Genomic DNA, 18,169 nt, shown 5'->3' with positions numbered 1-18,169 from the left:
AAAGCCCAAGTAGCTGATGGACACTTGGGGCTAAAAATGCATAAACCGTGGTAGGTGAACGCAGGGCTATAGTAACGGAATCGTACATTCTGTAACAACATATTTTGAGAAAAAAACTATAAATAAAATCACCTAAGTCATTAAATATCCACACTTTTTTTGAGTCTTTGGATTTCAGGACAGGTTTCTGGGAGGCCTTTATCAGTGTCGGAGCTGCGAAAAAAAGATGCCAGCCACGCCCCTGCAATGCCTCGTGAATCATTCAACAAAATAGCGTTGAAAATTCACAGAATCGCAACAGACAGATAACAGCAGCCACCTTAAATTGCCGGCACCCGTCCGAATGGAATGTGCCGGTATGAATGAATTTCTTGATGCCCTGCCCTTATTGCTCTGCCTGACGACCTTCGCCTGGTGCTGCTGGGGCTAGAGCCAGCCCGACCTTCGGCCACGCCCCCCCCCTTCCCGCCCCCTATGCACATGCCTGGCAAAGCCTTACGCCGGCTCGGCGAGCCTGTGGGCGCTGAACAAGGCCTGCCCGATAGCCCGGGCCCTTTGCAGATTGGCGGCTTGATCGCCGGACTCCGACTCGTACAGCAATTGCGACGTCAGCACACTGGCACCGCAGTAATCGAAGATCCCGTGATCAATCTGAGCCCGCATCGCTTCGAGGTAGCGGTGACGCTCATAGGTACCGGCATCAGCCCCAGCCACCCCCACCAGATGCACCCGAAGGCGCCCGAGCTTTTTCACCAACCTGGCATCGGCCTGGAAATCAAACGCCCAGCCATTGCTGAACACCCGGTCGATCCACCCCTTGAGCAGCGCTGGCATGGACCACCAGTAGACGGGATAGACCAGTACCAGAGCATCAGCGCGATCGATTCGGGCCTGCTCGGCGAGAACGTCCACAGGAGGGGTGACCTGGGTTCTGTGTACCGCAATATCCGCCGCGCCGAAGCGCGGCTCGAAGCCTTCGCTCCAGAGATCGGCAATCTCGAAGGAGTGCTCCGCAGACTCGGCCAGGCCTTCGGCAATCTGCCGGGCAAGGCTGTGGGTCAGGGACCTGGGGTCGTGATGGGCAAAGACAAGAAGTGCGTGCATGGCGACTACTCCCACAAGCGCATTGCGCTGATTGCAGAGGATTTATATACTTTTAGTAAGTTACGACCAATAACCTACCTTTGGTATATAAGCATGTCAAGCCGCCAGAACACCGATGCCTCACCGCGCCGTCGCCTGACACGGGAACAGCGCCTGCAGCAGTTGATGGCCGTGGCCTGGCAGATAATTCGCGAACAAGGCACCGAGGCCCTTACACTGGGGCACCTGGCAGAACAGGCCGGTGTCACCAAACCCGTGGTCTACGATCATTTCGACACTCGGGCGGTACTCCTGGCGGCCCTCTACCAGGACTACGATCAGCGTCAGACCGCACTCATGGAGCAGGCGCTGGAGACTGCCAGCCCCACGCTGGCAGCTCGCGCCGATGTGATTGCCGCATCCTATATGGATTGCGTGCAGCGCCAGGGCCGCGAAATCCTTGGGGTGATCGCCGCCCTGGCCAGCTCGCCGGAGCTGGAACAGACCAAGCGTGAATACGAGGCCACCTTCCTGGAAACCTGTCGAGGTGCCCTTGAGCCCTTCGCGAACGGCGCCGTGATAGGCACCGCGGGCCTGCGGGCCATGCTCGGCGCCGCCGAAGCGCTGTCCCATGCCGCCACACTGGGAGAGATCAGCTTCGGCCAAGCCCAGGAAGAGCTCTGCGACACCATCGTGGCCATGGTCGAAAGAGCCCGCGCCAGGCAAGGCACGCCGGCATCCGACGCTTCCCGTTAATTGTGAACCGACTCTTGAAAACACGCCCCGAAGGGGTACCGCAAGGACGCTGCAATGCTATTGACCCAACTGGAACTGCTGGACGAACTGCTGCAACGCTATCGCGGCGAGCTGGGCAAGGATCTGACCGGCTATTGCAACCCAGAAGCCTCCACTCGGAACGCGTAGACTGCAGCGATCCCAGGCAAAAGCGGCCGCGTATCCACGGCCGCCATCAATGAGAACACCCATGCCGCCCCACCCGCCAACCGGCCCCCTCGCCCCCACGGGTTTGCCATCCCAGGCCCCACAATCCGTAGCCCAGGCGCTTGCCCCGGACACCATCGGGATCAACCCCGATGCCAGCCAGGTGCTCTCGGTGTTCGATTTCGACGGCACCCTGACCCGCCATGACAGCTTCGTACCCTTTCTCAGGTTCGCCTTTGGCCACCGCCAGTTCAACCGGCGGATACTCAGCCTGGCCCTGCCCAGCCTGAGGTTCCTGGTACGCCGGGTCGATCGCGACCAGCTCAAGGCGCAACTGATCAGCACCTTCCTCACAGGCGTCGAGGCCGCCTGGCTCCAGCAGCGGGCAGAAGCTTTCTGCCAGCAGGCCTGGAACCGACTGATGCGCCCGGCGGGCCTGCAGGCGGTGGCCCAGGAGCTGCGCTCAGGCGCCCTGGTAACCCTGTGCTCTGCCTCCCCGGCCCTGGTCCTGCAACCTTTCGCCACACGCCTGGGGATCAGCTTGATCGGCACCGAACTGGAGGTGGTCGACGGCATACTGAGCGGGCGTATCACCGGCAACAATTGCCGTTGCCAGAACAAGGTCCTGCGCCTGGAAAGCGTCTACGGTCCGCTGAACCAGTATCGGCTCCGGGCCTGGGGCGATACCCGCGGCGACCGTGAGCTGCTGGCTGCAGCCCAGGACGCCCACTGGCGGCACTTTCACCCTTCCTGGCGGCGCGGGCAGCGGGCACGCTGAACGCCGGGCAGCCTGCGGATGATAACGCCCTGGCGGCATCAAGCCAGGCGCCAGGGCTCAGTCAGCCGTAGCCCCCAGGCGCTGGCGCATGCTGGCACTGGCCGCGGGCCCGGCTTGCACCGTGCACGCCTGCAATGCCACCAACCGGCCGCTGGCGACCTCCGCCATCACTGGCTGTACCGCAAGCCCGGTTCCGCGCTCGACAAGTTGCACGCTCTCACCTTCGGGAGCGTAGTGACGATTGCCCCAGGCCACGAAAGCCATGAGCACCACGCGAAAGTCCTCGCCCTTGGCCGTGGGCACATATTGATAGCGCAGCGGGCGCTGGCTGTAGGCCTCACGCACGAGCAACCCATCCTCCACCAGGGAATTGAGACGCCGGGTCAGCATGTTCGGGGCGATCTCCAGGCTGCGGGCAAACTCGTCGAAGCGCCGCAAGCCATGCAGGGCATCGCGCATGATCAAGATGCTCCACCACTCCCCCACCCGCTCCAGGCCTCGGGCGATTGGACACTCGGCGTCAATCAGACTCTTTCGTTGCATGGCTGGCTCCTGCACTGCACCTGGGTAATTATGGATTCGGATGTTACTTTCATGATGATAGTATCGTCCACGTTTCGTTGTTCCCCAATCACGTACGCTGAAGGAGCAGGATCCGCATGAGCAAACGCATCGTAGTCACCGGCATGGGCGCAATCACGCCACTGGGCTGTGGAGTCGAACAGGTATGGCGGCGCCTGCTGGCAGGCCAGTCCGGCATCCGCTCGTTACCGGAAGAACTCATCGGTGAGCTGTCGACCACCATCGGCGGCCAGGTGCCCGACTCGCTCCAGGACCCGGAGGCCGGCTTCGACCCGGACCAACTGCTGGCCCCCAAGGAACAGCGCAAGATGGACCGCTTCATCCTCTTCGCCCTGGCCGCGGCCGAGGAGGCCCTGGCCCAGGCCGGCTGGAAACCGGATACCGCAGAAGCCCAGGAACGCACGGCCACCATCATCGCCTCCGGGGTGGGCGGCTTCCCGGCCATTGCCGAAGCGGTACGCACCACCGACAGCAAGGGCCCGCGCCGCCTGTCGCCGTTCACCATTCCCTCGTTCCTGAGCAACATGGCCGCCGGGCACGTGTCGATCCGCCATGGTCTAAAGGGCCCCCTGGGCGCGCCGGTGACCGCCTGTGCCGCCGGGGTCCAGGCGATTGGCGATGCCGCGCGGATGATCCGCGCCGGGGAAATCGACATCGCTGTGTGTGGCGGTGCGGAGGCGGCCATCCACCGGGTCAGCCTGGGCGGCTTCGCCGCAGCCCGCGCCTTGTCCAGCGAATTCAACGACACCCCGGAACGCGCCTCCCGTCCGTTCGACCAGGCTCGGGATGGTTTTGTCATGGGTGAAGGCGCCGGCCTGCTGGTCATCGAGGAATTGGAACATGCCCTGGCCCGCGGCGCCCGGCCCATCGCCGAGCTGGTGGGCTACGGCACCAGCGCCGACGCCTACCACATGACGGCCGGCCCGGAAGACGGCGACGGCGCCCGTCGCGCCATGCAGCAGGCCCTGCGCCAGGCCGGTATCCAGGCATCCCAGGTGCAGCACCTCAATGCCCACGCCACCTCCACCCCCGTGGGTGACAAAGGCGAGCTGGCTGCGATCAAAACCGTGTTCGGCACCGACAGTGGGCTGGCCATCAGCGCCACCAAATCCGCCACTGGCCACCTGCTGGGTGCGGCCGGAGGAATCGAGGCGATCTTCACCATCCTCGCCCTGCGCGATCAGATCGCCCCGGCCACCCTCAACCTGGAAAACCCGGACAGCGCCGCCGCAGGGCTGGACCTGGTCAGCGGGCAGGCCCGCCAACTGGCCATGCAATACGCACTGTCCAATGGTTTCGGCTTTGGCGGGGTGAATGCCAGCGTGCTGTTCAAGCGCTGGGAATAGCCCTTAAGGCCGCGAGTTCCCTGCCGGGGTTTGAGTTGCGATTGGCCAAGACCCCGGCAGCCCCATCAGTTCAAGACGTCATTCAGCACTTCGTAGATGACCCCGCTGGCAATGGCCACCAGGATCAGGTCCGTACCGGCCTGCCGCCACTCATACCCCTCATAGCGCGGCAGTTGCCCGAGCAGCCGGCTGTCCAGCTTCTTGGCGATGCCTGGTGGAAGGGGCTTGCCACGGGCCAGGTTCTTCTGGATACCGGGAGGCAACGCCGGCCCCGGGCTCCAATAATCACGGTGCCCACCCAAGATGCCGAGCACGTTGCCACGATCGATGTTCGGGCCATGGCTCCAATCGTCAGCAGCAGGTTTCTTGCCCTTACCGTGGCCCTCCTGGTTACCCTGGCCACGATCATCCTGAGCGTCCTGCTTGGAATGGCCTTGCCCCTTGCCCCCGCCCGGATCAGCCAGTACCAGGGGGGAAGCCGCAGCCAGGAACAGGCAGGCAAGAACGGTAACAAGCGGATGCGATGTGTGCATGGCGGTTCTCCTCAGGCAGCGATTGCCAGAATCAACTCTAGACGGCCTTTCTATCCTCCGGTCGCCCCCGCCCCTGAGCACAGCTGAACGTCGAGCATCAAAGGCTGCAGCTATGCTGGTATTCAAAGGGAAACATCAGCGTATCCACCACCCCGGAAAACGGCGCATCCAGCGCCAGAAATGGCCAGAGCACGCCGTTGTTTTCCTTTGCCAGCGCCCAGTCCATGCGCACGCCGATATAGGGACAGGTGCAGGGAGTGGTTCGGGTCATCAAAGCCGTGCACCCGCTCAGTCCCAGGGTCAGCACCAGCCACCACAGGCTTCGCAACACTACTCGGCAAGCATCAAGGGTGCTGCATGACCAACGTTTCAGAGATCGAGATCAAGCCTTGTAGTCGCAATGGATCTGCAGGCTTTCGGTGGGGTTGCGATGAATCTGAAAACCGCACTGCCCCAAGGGTGGCCTTGACCTCCTCCACTACCGCCGAGTAACGCGCCTTGCGCTGTTCCTGGCGGGCCGGCGGGGTAAATACACCCAAGGGCAGAAAGTGCAAGCGCTTGCCATCATCAGCATGCCGATCAGATCTGGTTTCCAGGCGGACCAGAATGGTACACAGCGCGGCCCCTGAGCGCTGGAAATTCGCCGCACAAAAAACCGCTCGCCGGCGCAACTTCCTCCCTTTTCTCCCCGTGACAGCCCACTGGCGGTTTAGTTAAACTGCTAGTGGCTCATAGCCATTACCCTTCATCACAGTGACCGCAGGGGCTGTATGTACGACTTAACGAATCTGGTCATTGTCGATAGCCGCTTCGGCTTGAACGTCTTGCAGGTCACCGCGGACCTGGTTGCCGGCGCACTGGAAGAACTGCTGCAAAATTGCGCAAGCGGCGCGAACATCACCCAGAAAATGGATTACTCCATCCTGAGCCTCTACCAGGACAAGCTTGAAGCGGCCATCCGCGATATGAGCCTCCCGGTCCTCCCCATGCTCAGTGCTGCCGACCGCCTTTGCTGACAAGCCGCCAACAGGGGATGGCCGGGCTGAGGTTTCCTGGCAACGCCTGAGCAAACCCTTTACATTGCCCGCCGGCCCCTCCTCTTGATTAAGGACAGATCAACATGAAGCTCGTTTACGCCCTCTCGCTTGCAGCGTTGGCCCTGGTTGGATGCGACAAAAAACCCGAGCCGGTGGCAGCCGGCCAGGCAGGCGCTGCCGCCCAGTGCTTCAAGGACACCGATTGCAAGGGTGATCGGATCTGCGAGACCGGCAAGTGTGTATCGCCACAGGCAGCTCCTGCTCTTGGCGAGCGCCCCGCCCCGACAGTCGCCACCCAGCCGGCCCCCGAAGCGCCCCGGGTCAGCTACGTACCGCTGATCATCAGCGGCGACGACATCGGTGGCGTATTCACCACCAGCACCCGCGAAATGGGCGGCTCGGCCATCAACTATGTATCCCGCGCCGGTGTCGTCAACGTCATGGACTACGTGGTGGAAGACCCGGACCTCACAGGATACGTCGCCGTCGAGAAAGCCTATGCCTTCGGTGGAAAGTATCTGCTGGTGGTCTCCACCGGAGAAGGTGGCGCCAGCTGCCCCGCCACCACCTACGCCTTCACCTTTGACAGCGCCTCGGAATCGGTGACCGGCAAGATGGAAATCAACAACTGCTCGGAACTGGTCGAAAGCCTGGCCGATGGCAACAAGCTGATCGTCAAGAAAGAAGACGTGCAGCACGTTTTCTACAATGGCGATGTGAAGTAGGACCTGCACGGCTGGCTGGCCAACCTGGTGCGCTGAGGGGGCTGCTTGCCCCCTCTCAGCGCCGTAGCGCGTACGTCAGCCAGCACTCGCTTTCGATAGCGAGCGACCTGTTACAGACATCACCCTGGGAATATTCAGGAAATTCCCGCATAGGCAGCCCATTTCGTCATGTCTTGAAGGGATATGTTCCCACCACAGACGACAAGGCCAATAACCGCGTCGGCAGGCAGCCTGGGCGCGGTGGCAACGACCGCGGGCACAAGCGCGCCAGAAGCCAGTTCAACCCATTGCCTTGCCCCTTGTGCAAAGGACAGCATGCCCTTGATCGCCTCTTCGTCAGGGACCACAACCATGTCTTCGACATAGTGGCGAGCGTGGGCAAACATCAGCTCATCGATGATCGGAACGCCAAGGGTGGAGACGATTGAACGGACGTCGATATCCACCGGCCTGCCCGCCTGCAAGGCCTGGCTCATGGAGTGTGCGCCGGCAGTCTCTACGCCCCAGACCCGGATCCCGGGCTTGATCGCCTTCAAGGCCGTGGCCACCCCCGCCAGCATCGCCCCGCCGCCGACCGCGACAAACACGTCGGTCAGGGACGGGCAGTCGGCAATGAACTCAAGGGCCAGTGTTCCATGCCCCTCGGCAATCAGCGTGTCGGCGCAATCGTCGATCACCACATAGCCCTCTGCCTCCAGGGCCTTGGCCCGGGCAAAGGCGGCATGCACATCCGCTTCGACAATGACCGTACTGCCGGAGGCGCGAATGCGTTCGACCGACGAAGACGGCGCGCTCTCGGGCATGATCACCGTCACCCTGGCACCGAAGCGCTTGGCCGCCTCGCCAATGGCAATACCGAAGTTACCCCCACTGACGGCGACGAAGTGGCTGTCGCCCAGGCCTTCCTGCAACGACGAAAACTTGTTGAGTACCCCGCGGGCCTTGAATGAACCACCGGCCTGCAGGTTTTCAAGCTTGAGAAAGACAGGTCGTTCAACCATGCCTGCCAGCATTGAACTTTCCACCGTCGGCGTACGAACTACCGAGCCATCTATCCGCTGCGCCGCGGCAACGATGGATTTGAAATCAATCAGTTGAGTCATCTGGGGCCAATATCCTTGGTCTGAAGGTGTGCAGGACTCCCAACGTCCGTGCCTGGCCAGCTTCGCCAGCCGCGATGAACGCTACAGGACAAACCGGGGAATGCGCCACCTATTCAAGCGATATGGACAGCCGATGAGCCACCTGGAGTAGCTCACGGATCATCGCGGCAAAAACAGCGTCGCCCAGTGGTAGGCTAACGGCCCTCCACCGCCAGGAAGCCTTCCCAGTGACGCCCATCATCTGCGCCAACGAGTTCGACATCTGTGTTTCCATGCCTGACTTCGTCACCTGGGCGCAGGACGAGCCTGTTCCCAACGCCGATCTGGCGGCGGCATTGAACACCCTGGGAATCGCTCTGGACATTGGCAAGCTGTACACCAGCTACTTCGACGACACCCCGGTTGGCGCTGGCGACGTCCACATTTATCCGGGTACCGAAAGTGCAAGCCTGCTGGTCATCGATCTCTACCGAGACCCCACCGACCAACTGGATATCGTCAGTATTTCGTTGAAGATAGAACCTCGGCTGCTGCCCTTGGCCCTGCCTCATCTGCGAGGCTTTTTTGACGCTGCCGAGTGCCAGGTCGCCTTCAGGCAGTCCAGCCATTCACAGCAGTTGCGCGCGTTGATCGATGAAACCCGATACCCCGCCCCAGCTGATGAAAACGGTTATCGGCAGCAGCTGATTGCCCATCTTTGAAGAGCCGGCCACAGGCGCTTCGGCACCTGCCGATCAGGCTCAAGGCAGAAGCAGGCCCGATCTGGGCCGGGCCTGCCATTGGCAACTAGCTCAAGGGCATTCGCAGGTGGAAGGACCGAATACCGGGCCACTGCACGGATCTTCGGAAGGGCCGAACACCGGGCAAGAAGCCTGGGCCGTCAGGGTGAAACCCCACAGCAGCAATACCGCCAACATCACTTTTTTCATTTGCGACCTCCTGGTCAGTCATCCAGTCACCCATGCCCCCTGACGAAGGCACGGACATTCATCAAGGGCATTCGCAGACCGTAGGCCCGAGCACCGGGCCAGCGCACGGATCCTCTCCCGGCCCCAGTACCGCACAGTCGGCTTGCGCCGTTAGCGAAAACATCCACAGCAGCAGCGAAGCCGCCAGCATTTTCCTTTTCAACCTGACCTCCTTGGTCGAGACCTCGATAATGTTCTGTGCCCTGCTCCGTCACCAGAAGCGGGCACAGGCCCCCTGTATGGCATGACGCAGGCTTAGTCCGCGCGCGCTGCCGCCGGGCCCGAGACAGCAAAGACCACTACCGGCGATTACGCCAGTGTGGCGTGTTGTCGCGCCTGTATGGCCGGCGCAACTCAGCGCACCGCGACTCTCCAGCACAACCTCGTACTGGCTCTGCCGATATTGTTCAGATTATCTTTTGCCGAAAATCCAGGAACACAAGGAGTCTGTGTCATGCCTTCACTCAAGTTCGTATGCCTTGCCCTCACGGTTCTGGCCATCAGCGCCTGTGCCATCCCAACAGCCAAGACCGAACCCAACGACGTCGAGATCGCCGCCCAGAAACTGGTAGGGCAGCCGGCCAAGAATGCGTTTCAACTGTTCGGCAGGCCCGACCAGGGCATGGGGCCTTCTTCCTACGGCAGTGGAGGTTTCTACCTGTGGAACCGGGTGCAGACCCACACCACGCCAGAGAAGGTCTTCGTGCAGACCGGCGTCGAGTACGTCGGCCAGAAGGAGACCTGGGTAGGCATTGGCGGGGGAGGGGTCGGCGGCATGATGCCGGTGGGGAGCGAGGCGGTCTATCGCAAGACCGGGTATGAGGAAAACCGGACAGTGCTCGATTACTTCTGCAGCATCACCCTGTACACCGATAGCCAGAACATCATCACCGATGCCAGCGTAATCGACTGCAACAGCAAGAAGTGATCGGGCGATCCAGCTAAACAGGGCCGCCACCCAGTCTTGTGCCACCAGGACTCACCCCGGGTGGCCGGCCCGCGCCCCTTAGCTGATATCATTCGGCAACTTACCCGCCGAGTCGCACACATGAATCGCCGCAAGAAAATCAACCAACTGCTGAAGGCCAACGCCAAGAAGGCCAGCGCCAAACTGGCACCGAAGAAAAAGTGCACCTACATCAGCAAGGCCGATCGCTTGAAGCTGGCGGCTGAAGCCGCTCAAGACCCGGTCATCGCCCCCGAAAGCTGATCCAGCTCCCCAACAGCCCTGGCCGCCGTAGCACACTGCCCCCCTCCCTGAGCGGCCCTGGCCTTTACCTGAATTCCCCCTGCCCCCTCGGCGCTGAGCGCTCCATCGACCTCCTGCGGCCTACCCTGGAATAGCTGCCCGCCGCAGTTTCCGCGGCACCGCTCGATAGCAGCAATACGCCATTAGCCCATTTGCCCTAATCGACCCACGACGCCCGGCGCACCTATATTCCTATCCTTGAGCGGCCCACCTGCTGCCACGAACAAAAAACTCGAGCAGCGCCCTCTGGTCATGGCAGCCACTCACCAGAGTCCGCCCAGCCCATCGCCCGATACAGCCCCTGAGCTTGGCCACTCACTGTCTTGCCAACGGACTGAGTTGATTTTTCTTCACCCGCAAGCACCGCCTCCAGGTGCCCACAACAGCAAAGGATTGTTGCCCTATGCTCACCTCCCTCAGACCCTGGCTGCCCGCCTTGCTGCTGTGCAGCCCGCTTGCTGCACAAGCGCAAAGTGCTCCGGCCGGCGATTTCTGGATGATTCATCACCAGGGCAGCCTCAACAAGAACGAAGTCTTCATCGTCGACGGTGAACCTTCCAACATCTTCCTGCGCAAGGGCGGTGTCCGTTCGCTGGGCGTCTATCAGCTCTACGAAGAAGGCGGCAAGCCAACGATGACCGCGTATGACGTCGAAGTCGACTGCGCGAAGAACCGGGTGCGCCTGAACGGCGCGCAGAACTACAGCAAGTTCTTCAACGACTTGCGCCCGAAGAAGGTTTCCACTCAATGGCAAAAGCAGCCCGAGCCCTGGATAGCCCAGACCCGGGACTTCCTCTGTCATCCGGAGCAGCGTCAGGCGAAGCAGATGTATCCGCTCGGCAAGATGCCGACCTCGCAGATGATTTCGGCCGCTCCGGGGCTGTTCCAGTTAATGAATCACGAGCACACCAAGACGGCCATCCTGAAGATCGTCGACCAGGCATTCGATCAGATGCCCGCCAAATGAACGCACTATTTATGGAGAACGTGCGATGAAAAGACTGCTCGCACTGGGAATAGCCGCCATCCTGCTCAGCGGATGCTCGGCCATTCCGACCCTGCCCGAAGCCCAGGCCCGCAACTACTGGAAGAACCGCCCGGTTGGCGAGGCGATCGAGCACTTTGGCGTCCCCAACCAAGTCGCCACCGCCCCCGAAAAGGACTGGGTGGTACTGGTCTATAAACGCGACACCTCGTACACCTCACGTGAAGCGCTCGGCACCTACACCGGCCCACAGAACGGCCAGCTGGTACACGCTGAGTACTGGGGCGACGTGACCAACTCAGCCAGCTGCGAAATCCGCGTCGCCATCAACCGCGCCAGGCAAGTGGACTACCTGCTGACTCGAGGCCGATGCGCCGGCATAAAGCTCAAGCCAGAAGCCTGACCCTCCATGACCTCGACCCGGGTGGCCAAAGCCACTCAGGGTCAGAGCTCTGGGTTTGACAGGGGCCGCCTGGAGTGAAGAGAAGCTGCGACCACGCCGGTAATGACCCAGGCAAGGTTCAACGTACCGCTCACCGGCTACCTTTCGAGAAGCGTTGCTCCCATCGGCCGTCTTATCGGGCACGACACGAGCACACTCATCACTGCTTGAGCAAATCACTTGGCTTCCAGCTCTGGTCAAAGAACGCCTGCTTGGGCCCGTAAAGCCGCACGATCACCAGGAAGCCCTTGTCCGGTACGGTCTTGATCCAGTTCTTGCCCTCGCCCGGAGATTTCGGGCCAAAGTAGATGTCGGTGGAGCCATCGCTGTTCGGCACCGGCTTATCCATCTGATTGATAGACGGGAACGGCTGGCCATTGTCCAGGCCCGAGGCGGTCAGGTTGTCGTAGGCGGTCACCGACCAGAACAACGCCGCAGGTACATTTGCCGGCAGGTTGAGCTTGTAGGTCTGGGCACCGTCGAGGAACTTGCCGTCGGCATCACGGGTGGTCGCGGGATACTTGGCACCGGCACCGACCATGTTCATGACCATCCCGGGGCTGTCCGAGTAGGCTGACGTGAAGAACGCCACACGCTGCTCAAGATTGGTGTAGCTGCCACTGGACTGAAACTCGGTGTTCTCCCCGGCGAAGGTATTCACGTACTGCCGATCTTTGTAGTACAAGCCGCCCGGTTCCTTGAGCAGCAGATGGCTGGTCACCACCTTGCTCATCTTGAACGCGGTGCGCGCCGCGTCATCGAGCAATTTGCGCCGTTGCGCATCCGGGGCGAAGGGCTTGCCCTTCTCGATGCCCAAGGTGTGCAGGAAGCCCCGCATGTCCATGTCTGCCGGGTCCACCGCTTCGGCGTCAATGAAGCGCGACAGCATGTCGAAGTAGCGACCATCCTCGGGAAATAGCATGTTGATCGGTGCGCCGGTGGCATCGGGGAATTGCATCGGCAGCGCCGAATCCTTCTTGCCCAGCGGATAGATCTTGGTGCGCTCGACTTCAGCCACCGGCACGCTGAGGTCTTTCGGATCCTTGAAAAAGGTGCGCCAGAACAGGAACACGTTGTTGGTGCGCGAACGATAGACGTATCCCTCGGTCGGCTCCGGCCCCTTGTAGTCCGGCGGCAACAGCACGTAGGTGCCGCCCTTGCCCTTGTCGGGGCCGGCCAGGCCGACGTCACCGCGCCAGGTCTTGCCGTCGATGGTCGGCCCGACGATCGGGCGCTGGAAGAAGTCGTCGAACATGCCCTGTACACCGGGCGGTGCTTCGACCACCAGGGGACCGTACTTCTGCAGGTCCAGATAACTCATGGCGTAGACCAGATCGGAGTTCGGCGTGGTCACCAGCGTCTTGGCATTGATGCGTTTTTTCCAGGTGGGCAGGATGTTGTAGCCGGCGCCGAACTGTTTTTCCGAGGCCTCCTTCATCGACCAGATGTTGATCGCCGGCAAGGCCCACAGGTACGACTGCACAGCGCGCTGGAACACCAGCTCATCGATCAGGTTGCGTGCCGTTGTCTCAGTCGGGAAGCCCTTTTCAAAGGGCTGGTTGGCCAGTTCCTCATAGCGCGTCGCAGCATTGGCCAGGCCGCTCAAGGTAATGGCTGCGGCCAGGGTCGTCAGGGAAGTGCGCAAACGGTTCATGGGCTGTCCTTATGAAACGCAGTTGGAAAATCGGTTCAGTTGACCTTGACCACCGCCGGTGGTGTCCACTGGCCGTTCATCGCAGCGGCTTCCGGCCAGTAGGCGCGCACGTAGAGCGAGAAGTCGGCGCCCTGGGGCGCGGGGAGCCAGTTGCTTTCCTTGTCCGCGCCCGGCGAGTCGCTCTGCATATAGAGTGTCAGCGAGCCATCGGCATTGCGCTTGAGCGATTTGTTCTTGGTGCCGAGGGAATAGCGCCCCAACGGGTTTTCGGCGAAGAAATGCTGTTGGTTGTACAGCGTCAACGACCAGAAGCCCTTGACCGGCGGCAGCGCCCCCTTGGGGAAGGTCACGCTGTAGCGCTGGGCGCCATTGAGCCGAATACCGGACTCATCCAGGTCCTGGTAGAAATACTTGGTCTCGATCTGCTTGTTGACGAAAATGTTCGACCGGGCGACTGCCGTGCGCAGGAAATAATCGGTACCAAACGCCGCACCGTTGCTGATGGTGCTCCAATGGTGCGGCAATTGCTGGCCGTAGTTGCGGAACTGCAACAGCGGCTTGACCACCTCGCTGTCCGCCTTTTGCGCTTCGTCGATCATGGCTTTTTTCAGCTCGGGGTCGCGCTGGGCGATTTGCGCCAGCACCGCCAATTGCGCATAGCGGGCCTCCTCACCCGGTAGCGGCTTGGCGTCCTTGAGAATCGCCGACAGTTCATCAAAGAACTTTTCCGGGAGCACCCAGCGTGTCTCCTCGTCTCCCGACGCCTCGGCTGGGAATTTCGGCGACTTGCTCCAGTCACGCTGCTTGAGTTTGCCGTCGTACTTGGACAGCGGGTACATGTCGATGCCTGACAGATAGGGCTGAATGGCTTTGCGATCTTCGGCAGTGTCGTCCTGGAATACCCGCGGGATCACGAAACCGGTGTTGGTCTTTGAGCGAAACACCTGGGCAATGCCTTCCGGTACCTTGCCGTTCCAGTCCGGCCCCACCAGCAGATAGAAACCCGGCTTGGTACCGTACATCTTGCCCAGTTCGGCGAAGCTGTCGGAGCGCAGGTCCACCAGTTGATACACCCAGAAACGGTCGCCGAAGTCCGGCACCTGAATCACCACAGGCTCGATATCCAGGGCAATGCTGCCCGCCCCGTAGACCACATCCTGGTTGGGGCAGGCCACCAGCCGTTCGCCAGAGGAAATGTAATCGGTGAGCATCGACAGATGGTTGATCGGTGCTACGGGCACGATACCGCCCATCAGTCCCGGCTCCGGCAGGTCCTTGAACTTCTGCCGACGGTTGAAGATATTGGCCATCGGCCAACCCCAGAAATACGCTTCCCGCGCCATCATCCGTACGTAGGTTTGCGTTACCTTTACATCGGCTTCAGGCCCGGAAACCTGCGCCATCGGCGAGGTTTGCGCCTGCACAAGCATCGCGGCGACCATCACTGACGTAGCAATCAAGCCGCTGATGAATACGGGGGCTTTCTTCATGCGGCAGCTTCCTTGCTTGAGTGTTTTTTTTTGGCGAGCGGATCTTTTGCGGCAAGATTGATCGTTGAGAAACTAGCAGAGGATCCGAGTTCTGCCAGAGAGACGGACAGCAATTCGCCCCCTCCCTGCCCCTGCCTAAGCAGGTGGTTATGGGCTTGCGAAGTCGAATTCGCACAGCGTTCAGAGTTCAATATGTGAGGTGAATCACATCGTATTCTTGCTCTTCGCGCATGCCATCGCACTGCCCCTCCAAAATATTGCGCTCTCCCCTCAAACCATTAAGATCGCTGTTCAACACCCCCTGCCAACGCCTATCAAGGATTGATACATGAGTCTGTTCCGGCCGCGCTCTGCCCTACCCGCCGCGGTACTCCTCGCTCTTTCCCTCTCCGGCTGCGTCTCCGATCTCGATTCGGGTGCCTACGGCAGCATGGACGATCCGCGCTACGCGCAACTGTTGGACCAGGTGGACGCAGCCCTCAAGGCGAACATGACGGTGGTACTGGTGGCGGATGTGATGCCGCACAAGTCGCTGAGCGATGCGCTGACCATGACCCAATGGACGCCGACGGTGATCTGGGAATACGAGAAGGATCCGAAGGTGACCTTCGGCCGCAAGTTCCAGACCAACGCGCTGCAGAGGCCGCCTGGCGAAACCTACCTGTTCAAGGCCTTCGAGGTGCACATCCTGCCACCGGGCAAATACTTGCTGACCGGCGGCGACGACTACCAGATCCACGGCTTGCTCGACCAGATCGGTGCCCGCAGCGGCCCACCCGGTTCGGGCCATGGCGCCAACGGGACCGCCTACCTCTCCCCCGAGCTGTACCGCGAGTACTACAGGGAAGAGGTCTGGAAGGACGCGACCTATGGCAGCGAGACCAAGACCGAAGCTGTCTGTACCGCCGTGCTCAGGGCTTCGGGTGCCTGCGTGAGCTGGGGCGAACAGCAATATACCCAGACGACGGCGCTCTCCCCGGGCGGCTATTACCAACAGACCGATTCTCGCGACGTTCCCGCGATCAAGGTCCAGGCGCGCCTACCGGTCGACAAGGCGCTTGCCAGCTTCACTGTCCAGGGCGGCCAATTGCTGCTGGCCCCACGCATGCACCTGAAGACCCCTGGCTACAAATACCAGCAGTCGAAGTGCCGGGCGACCGATCCTAAGAAAATCGAGTGCCCCCTCGACAACCTGACCGTCTACACCTGGCCGGCGCCCATGAGCTTTACGCAGAATCTCATTGAGCAGCGCAACCTGAGCGAGAAGCACCGGCAGTTGCTGTCCAGGCTCCAGCCCCTGCAAATCACGCCGCTGGGCAAGCAAGGCATGGAAGATCCCATCTGGGGCGTGCCGTTGTCACTGGCCAAGTAAGACAAGCCCGGGGGTATGGGCGCCTCATCGAATACCGTATTGAGCATGGGCTCGGGGTCCTGTTGCCTGAATTCGGCACGTCCCCAGCGCAGGCCCTGCCCCCCCGATGGGGCCGACTGCCCACTTCCCCTTCCTGGCAATTGGAATGCTGCGATGAATAAAGCTATCCCCGCCCTGATTTTCTTGTCTGCCTTGCTGGCCGCATGCGGCCCCAACAAAATTGTCTCCGACCTGCCTTCACCCAGCGGGAAGTATCACGTGCAAGTACGCCAGTGCCCGCAAAGCGGATCCATCACATGGAGCGAGAAGCTCCAAGTCTCGGTACTGGAATCCGGCGTATCGGCAGCCTGCCAATCTGCGGTGCAAGCCTTGGCTCAGTTCGACGCCAATGCGGCCGCAAGCGAGCTCCAGCTCGAATGGATTTCAGATACTGAACTCAGGGCCTGGCTGCCAGGCTTCAACCTCGACTACGGGCCATCATCGGCAACCTACCAACACGACAATCCGGTCAAGGTGACTTTCTCGCCCAAATAATGAGCGCTGGGCTTGCGAGGTATCGACTCACATCGAACGCTTCTCTACCCAACGTCGATATTGGCGGGTGCGAAATGCCATGGCCAATTGTTGCAGGACCAACGCACGCAACGGCGACACGCTCGGATCGGTTTTTTTGGCGCGGCTGAGTTTGCGTAGTTGATACTTGACCACCGCCATATTGGCCAAGGCCGCAATGGCCTTGTTTTTCCAGGTGATTGGCGGCAGTTGCGGCGTAGTGTCTTTGCCCAGCAGCCAATCACGGGGCAGGTGCGGATCGATGGCCAACGCCGTGCCGATCCCCACCATGTCCACGCCACTCTGGACGACCATTTCAGCGATCGGACGCCGGCGCACTCCCCCGGTGACCATGACCGGCATCCTGGCGACGGTGCGGATATCACGCGCAAATTCAACGAAATAGGCCTCGCGCGCCAGGGTACGACCGTCACGGGCTTCGCCCTGCATGGCCGGCGCCTCGTAGCTGCCGCCTGACAACTCCACCAGATCCACCCCCAGCTCGTTGAGCAACTCAACCACCTTCCGGGCGTCGTCGGCGGTGAAGCCTCCCCGTTGAAAATCGGCGGAGTTGAGTTTGACCGCCACCGCAAAATCGGCAGACACCACCGACCGAACCGCCTTGACGATTTCCAGCAGCAGGCGCGCACGGTTTTCCAGGGAGCCGCCCCATTCATCGGTTCTTTGATTGGTCAGGGGCGAGAGGAACTGACTCAACAGATAGCCGTGTGCGGCGTGGATCTCCACACCCGTGAACCCGGCCTGCTCACCCAGACGTGCAGTACGGGCGAAACGCTGGATGACATCATCGATCACACTCGCAGTCATCGCGTGAGGGGTTGCGAAACGTTTGGACATCTTGCCCAGGTCCAGCGGTATGGCCGAGGGAGCCCAGGTTTTCTGCCCGAGGTTTGCCTGCATCTGGCGGCCAGGGTGGTTGATCTGCAACCAGAACTGCGCGCCGCCGGAGCGGCCAATCCGCGCCCAGCGCTTGAACTTGTCCAGTTGCTGCTCATTTTCCAGCACCACACCGCCGGGCCCGGTCATGGCGCGGCCATCGACCATCACGTTGCCGGTGATGATCAGGCCCGCGCCACCCTCGGCCCAGGCCTGATACAGGCGCATCAGTTCTTCGGAAGGTGCCTGGTCGGCATCGGCCATGTTTTCTTCCATGGCGGCCTTGGCGATACGGTTCTTGATGGTCGAACCGTTGGGAAGCATCAGGGTATCGAACACATTCATAGGGGTAGCCCTCAGTGGAGATGGAGCCACCTTAAGATTGAAGTGAACTTTAAGGTCAATAGCCTTTTTGCAACTTCACCCAAGAA

At 61.1% G+C, this 18,169-nt stretch carries 22 protein-coding genes; 12 read left to right on the top strand and 10 right to left on the bottom strand.

Annotated features, from left to right (window positions below; all coding sequences use genetic code 11):
* Positions 1-495: 495 nt before the first annotated feature.
* Complete coding sequence (locus KCG88_RS03165) at positions 496-1,104, bottom strand: NAD(P)H-dependent oxidoreductase (protein ID WP_210711730.1); 609 nt, start codon at positions 1,102-1,104, stop codon at positions 496-498.
* Between the two features lie 93 nt (positions 1,105-1,197).
* On the opposite strand from KCG88_RS03165, the gene KCG88_RS03160 reads away from it, so the two are divergent.
* Together KCG88_RS03160 and KCG88_RS03155 are read left to right on the top strand one after the other, a co-directional pair.
* Positions 1,198-1,839: a TetR/AcrR family transcriptional regulator gene (locus KCG88_RS03160; RefSeq protein WP_210711729.1), complete on the top strand. Its 642-nt coding sequence runs from the start codon at positions 1,198-1,200 to the stop codon at positions 1,837-1,839.
* 229 nt (positions 1,840-2,068) lie between these two features.
* Positions 2,069-2,803, top strand: a complete 735-nt coding sequence (locus KCG88_RS03155; RefSeq protein ID WP_047337045.1) for an HAD family hydrolase — start codon at positions 2,069-2,071, stop codon at positions 2,801-2,803.
* Between the two features lie 57 nt (positions 2,804-2,860).
* Here the strand turns inward: KCG88_RS03155 and KCG88_RS03150 are convergent, their stop codons facing one another.
* Entirely contained in the window at positions 2,861-3,346 is a 486-nt protein-coding gene (locus KCG88_RS03150) for a helix-turn-helix domain-containing protein (protein ID WP_047337046.1), read from the bottom strand.
* A gap of 116 nt (positions 3,347-3,462) precedes the next feature.
* Between KCG88_RS03150 and fabF the strand changes: the two genes are divergently transcribed.
* A complete protein-coding gene (gene fabF / locus KCG88_RS03145; protein ID WP_047287208.1) occupies positions 3,463-4,731 on the top strand; it encodes a beta-ketoacyl-ACP synthase II in 1,269 nt (422 codons plus the stop codon).
* Between the two features lie 65 nt (positions 4,732-4,796).
* Here fabF and KCG88_RS03140 read toward each other — a convergent pair whose 3' ends face one another.
* Positions 4,797-5,264: an anti-virulence regulator CigR family protein gene (locus KCG88_RS03140; RefSeq protein ID WP_047337047.1), complete on the bottom strand. Its 468-nt coding sequence runs from the start codon at positions 5,262-5,264 to the stop codon at positions 4,797-4,799.
* 97 nt (positions 5,265-5,361) lie between these two features.
* Positions 5,362-5,595 (bottom strand): YceK/YidQ family lipoprotein, encoded by a 234-nt coding sequence (locus tag KCG88_RS03135; protein ID WP_210711728.1) that lies wholly within the window; start codon positions 5,593-5,595, stop codon positions 5,362-5,364.
* 439 nt (positions 5,596-6,034) lie between these two features.
* Here KCG88_RS03135 and KCG88_RS03130 point away from each other — a divergent pair, with 439 nt between their 5' ends.
* On the top strand, positions 6,035-6,280 hold the full coding sequence (locus KCG88_RS03130) for a hypothetical protein (protein WP_047287214.1): 246 nt from the start codon (positions 6,035-6,037) through the stop codon (positions 6,278-6,280).
* A gap of 104 nt (positions 6,281-6,384) precedes the next feature.
* Entirely contained in the window at positions 6,385-7,026 is a 642-nt protein-coding gene (locus tag KCG88_RS03125; protein WP_210711727.1) for a hypothetical protein, read from the top strand.
* Positions 7,027-7,160: 134 nt separating this feature from the next.
* Here KCG88_RS03125 and KCG88_RS03120 read toward each other — a convergent pair whose 3' ends face one another.
* Positions 7,161-8,129: a pyridoxal-phosphate dependent enzyme gene (locus KCG88_RS03120; protein WP_047337050.1), complete on the bottom strand. Its 969-nt coding sequence runs from the start codon at positions 8,127-8,129 to the stop codon at positions 7,161-7,163.
* 227 nt (positions 8,130-8,356) lie between these two features.
* On the opposite strand from KCG88_RS03120, the gene KCG88_RS03115 reads away from it, so the two are divergent.
* Positions 8,357-8,830 (top strand): hypothetical protein, encoded by a 474-nt coding sequence (locus KCG88_RS03115; RefSeq protein ID WP_047337051.1) that lies wholly within the window; start codon positions 8,357-8,359, stop codon positions 8,828-8,830.
* A 90-nt stretch (positions 8,831-8,920) separates the two neighbouring features.
* Here KCG88_RS03115 and KCG88_RS03110 read toward each other — a convergent pair whose 3' ends face one another.
* Positions 8,921-9,058 (bottom strand): hypothetical protein, encoded by a 138-nt coding sequence (locus KCG88_RS03110; protein WP_011061723.1) that lies wholly within the window; start codon positions 9,056-9,058, stop codon positions 8,921-8,923.
* Between the two features lie 61 nt (positions 9,059-9,119).
* Positions 9,120-9,260 carry a hypothetical protein gene (locus tag KCG88_RS03105; protein WP_003083582.1) on the bottom strand — a complete coding sequence of 47 codons (141 nt, stop codon included), beginning with the start codon at positions 9,258-9,260 and terminating at the stop codon, positions 9,120-9,122.
* Between the two features lie 291 nt (positions 9,261-9,551).
* Here KCG88_RS03105 and KCG88_RS03100 point away from each other — a divergent pair, with 291 nt between their 5' ends.
* The 4 genes from KCG88_RS03100 to KCG88_RS03085 all read left to right on the top strand — a co-directional run bounded on the left by KCG88_RS03100 (position 9,552) and on the right by KCG88_RS03085 (position 11,734).
* Complete coding sequence (locus KCG88_RS03100; RefSeq protein WP_047287221.1) at positions 9,552-10,025, top strand: hypothetical protein; 474 nt, start codon at positions 9,552-9,554, stop codon at positions 10,023-10,025.
* Positions 10,026-10,145: 120 nt separating this feature from the next.
* Positions 10,146-10,307: a DUF2986 domain-containing protein gene (locus KCG88_RS03095; RefSeq protein ID WP_072450119.1), complete on the top strand. Its 162-nt coding sequence runs from the start codon at positions 10,146-10,148 to the stop codon at positions 10,305-10,307.
* A gap of 442 nt (positions 10,308-10,749) precedes the next feature.
* Positions 10,750-11,313, top strand: a complete 564-nt coding sequence (locus KCG88_RS03090) for a hypothetical protein (protein ID WP_047337052.1) — start codon at positions 10,750-10,752, stop codon at positions 11,311-11,313.
* Between the two features lie 25 nt (positions 11,314-11,338).
* On the top strand, positions 11,339-11,734 hold the full coding sequence (locus KCG88_RS03085) for a hypothetical protein (RefSeq protein WP_047287226.1): 396 nt from the start codon (positions 11,339-11,341) through the stop codon (positions 11,732-11,734).
* 199 nt (positions 11,735-11,933) lie between these two features.
* Here the strand turns inward: KCG88_RS03085 and KCG88_RS03080 are convergent, their stop codons facing one another.
* Together KCG88_RS03080 and KCG88_RS03075 are read right to left on the bottom strand one after the other, a co-directional pair.
* On the bottom strand, positions 11,934-13,427 hold the full coding sequence (locus tag KCG88_RS03080; protein ID WP_210711726.1) for a DUF1254 domain-containing protein: 1,494 nt from the start codon (positions 13,425-13,427) through the stop codon (positions 11,934-11,936).
* Positions 13,428-13,462: 35 nt separating this feature from the next.
* The gene (locus KCG88_RS03075) at positions 13,463-14,917 is read right to left on the bottom strand and encodes a DUF1254 domain-containing protein (protein WP_210711725.1); all 1,455 of its coding nucleotides are present in this window, start codon (positions 14,915-14,917) and stop codon (positions 13,463-13,465) included.
* A 328-nt stretch (positions 14,918-15,245) separates the two neighbouring features.
* Here KCG88_RS03075 and KCG88_RS03070 point away from each other — a divergent pair, with 328 nt between their 5' ends.
* Positions 15,246-16,289, top strand: coding sequence for a hypothetical protein (locus tag KCG88_RS03070; RefSeq protein WP_210711724.1), 1,044 nt, complete (start codon positions 15,246-15,248; stop codon positions 16,287-16,289).
* 153 nt (positions 16,290-16,442) lie between these two features.
* Complete coding sequence (locus KCG88_RS03065) at positions 16,443-16,823, top strand: hypothetical protein (protein WP_210711723.1); 381 nt, start codon at positions 16,443-16,445, stop codon at positions 16,821-16,823.
* Positions 16,824-16,850: 27 nt separating this feature from the next.
* On the opposite strand, the gene KCG88_RS03060 is transcribed toward KCG88_RS03065, so the two are convergent.
* Complete coding sequence (locus KCG88_RS03060; RefSeq protein WP_047287237.1) at positions 16,851-18,083, bottom strand: NADH:flavin oxidoreductase/NADH oxidase family protein; 1,233 nt, start codon at positions 18,081-18,083, stop codon at positions 16,851-16,853.
* Positions 18,084-18,169: the final 86 nt, after the last annotated feature.

This window comes from Pseudomonas sp. MWU349 (genome assembly GCF_017947325.1).
GTDB classification, from domain to species: domain Bacteria; phylum Pseudomonadota; class Gammaproteobacteria; order Pseudomonadales; family Pseudomonadaceae; genus Aquipseudomonas; species Aquipseudomonas protegens.
This window is presented reverse-complemented; position numbering and strand designations above follow the sequence as displayed.

Excerpts from the sequence above, each read along its gene's own strand:
- KCG88_RS03150 (WP_047337046.1), bottom strand. The coding sequence starts at position 3,346 with ATGCAACGAAAGAGTCTGATTGACGCCGAGTGTCCAATCGCCCGAGGC.
- KCG88_RS03120 (WP_047337050.1), bottom strand. The coding sequence starts at position 8,129 with ATGACTCAACTGATTGATTTCAAATCCATCGTTGCCGCGGCGCAGCGG.
- KCG88_RS03160 (WP_210711729.1), top strand. The coding sequence starts at position 1,198 with ATGTCAAGCCGCCAGAACACCGATGCCTCACCGCGCCGTCGCCTGACA.
- KCG88_RS03130 (WP_047287214.1), top strand. The coding sequence starts at position 6,035 with ATGTACGACTTAACGAATCTGGTCATTGTCGATAGCCGCTTCGGCTTG.
- KCG88_RS03080 (WP_210711726.1), bottom strand. The coding sequence starts at position 13,427 with ATGAACCGTTTGCGCACTTCCCTGACGACCCTGGCCGCAGCCATTACC.
- KCG88_RS03090 (WP_047337052.1), top strand. The coding sequence starts at position 10,750 with ATGCTCACCTCCCTCAGACCCTGGCTGCCCGCCTTGCTGCTGTGCAGC.
- fabF (WP_047287208.1), top strand. The coding sequence starts at position 3,463 with ATGAGCAAACGCATCGTAGTCACCGGCATGGGCGCAATCACGCCACTG.
- KCG88_RS03110 (WP_011061723.1), bottom strand. The coding sequence starts at position 9,058 with ATGAAAAAAGTGATGTTGGCGGTATTGCTGCTGTGGGGTTTCACCCTG.
- KCG88_RS03165 (WP_210711730.1), bottom strand. The coding sequence starts at position 1,104 with ATGCACGCACTTCTTGTCTTTGCCCATCACGACCCCAGGTCCCTGACC.
- KCG88_RS03100 (WP_047287221.1), top strand. The coding sequence starts at position 9,552 with ATGCCTTCACTCAAGTTCGTATGCCTTGCCCTCACGGTTCTGGCCATC.
- KCG88_RS03085 (WP_047287226.1), top strand. The coding sequence starts at position 11,339 with ATGAAAAGACTGCTCGCACTGGGAATAGCCGCCATCCTGCTCAGCGGA.
- KCG88_RS03140 (WP_047337047.1), bottom strand. The coding sequence starts at position 5,264 with ATGCACACATCGCATCCGCTTGTTACCGTTCTTGCCTGCCTGTTCCTG.
- KCG88_RS03075 (WP_210711725.1), bottom strand. The coding sequence starts at position 14,917 with ATGAAGAAAGCCCCCGTATTCATCAGCGGCTTGATTGCTACGTCAGTG.
- KCG88_RS03155 (WP_047337045.1), top strand. The coding sequence starts at position 2,069 with ATGCCGCCCCACCCGCCAACCGGCCCCCTCGCCCCCACGGGTTTGCCA.
- KCG88_RS03065 (WP_210711723.1), top strand. The coding sequence starts at position 16,443 with ATGAATAAAGCTATCCCCGCCCTGATTTTCTTGTCTGCCTTGCTGGCC.
- KCG88_RS03095 (WP_072450119.1), top strand. The coding sequence starts at position 10,146 with ATGAATCGCCGCAAGAAAATCAACCAACTGCTGAAGGCCAACGCCAAG.
- KCG88_RS03125 (WP_210711727.1), top strand. The coding sequence starts at position 6,385 with ATGAAGCTCGTTTACGCCCTCTCGCTTGCAGCGTTGGCCCTGGTTGGA.
- KCG88_RS03060 (WP_047287237.1), bottom strand. The coding sequence starts at position 18,083 with ATGAATGTGTTCGATACCCTGATGCTTCCCAACGGTTCGACCATCAAG.
- KCG88_RS03070 (WP_210711724.1), top strand. The coding sequence starts at position 15,246 with ATGAGTCTGTTCCGGCCGCGCTCTGCCCTACCCGCCGCGGTACTCCTC.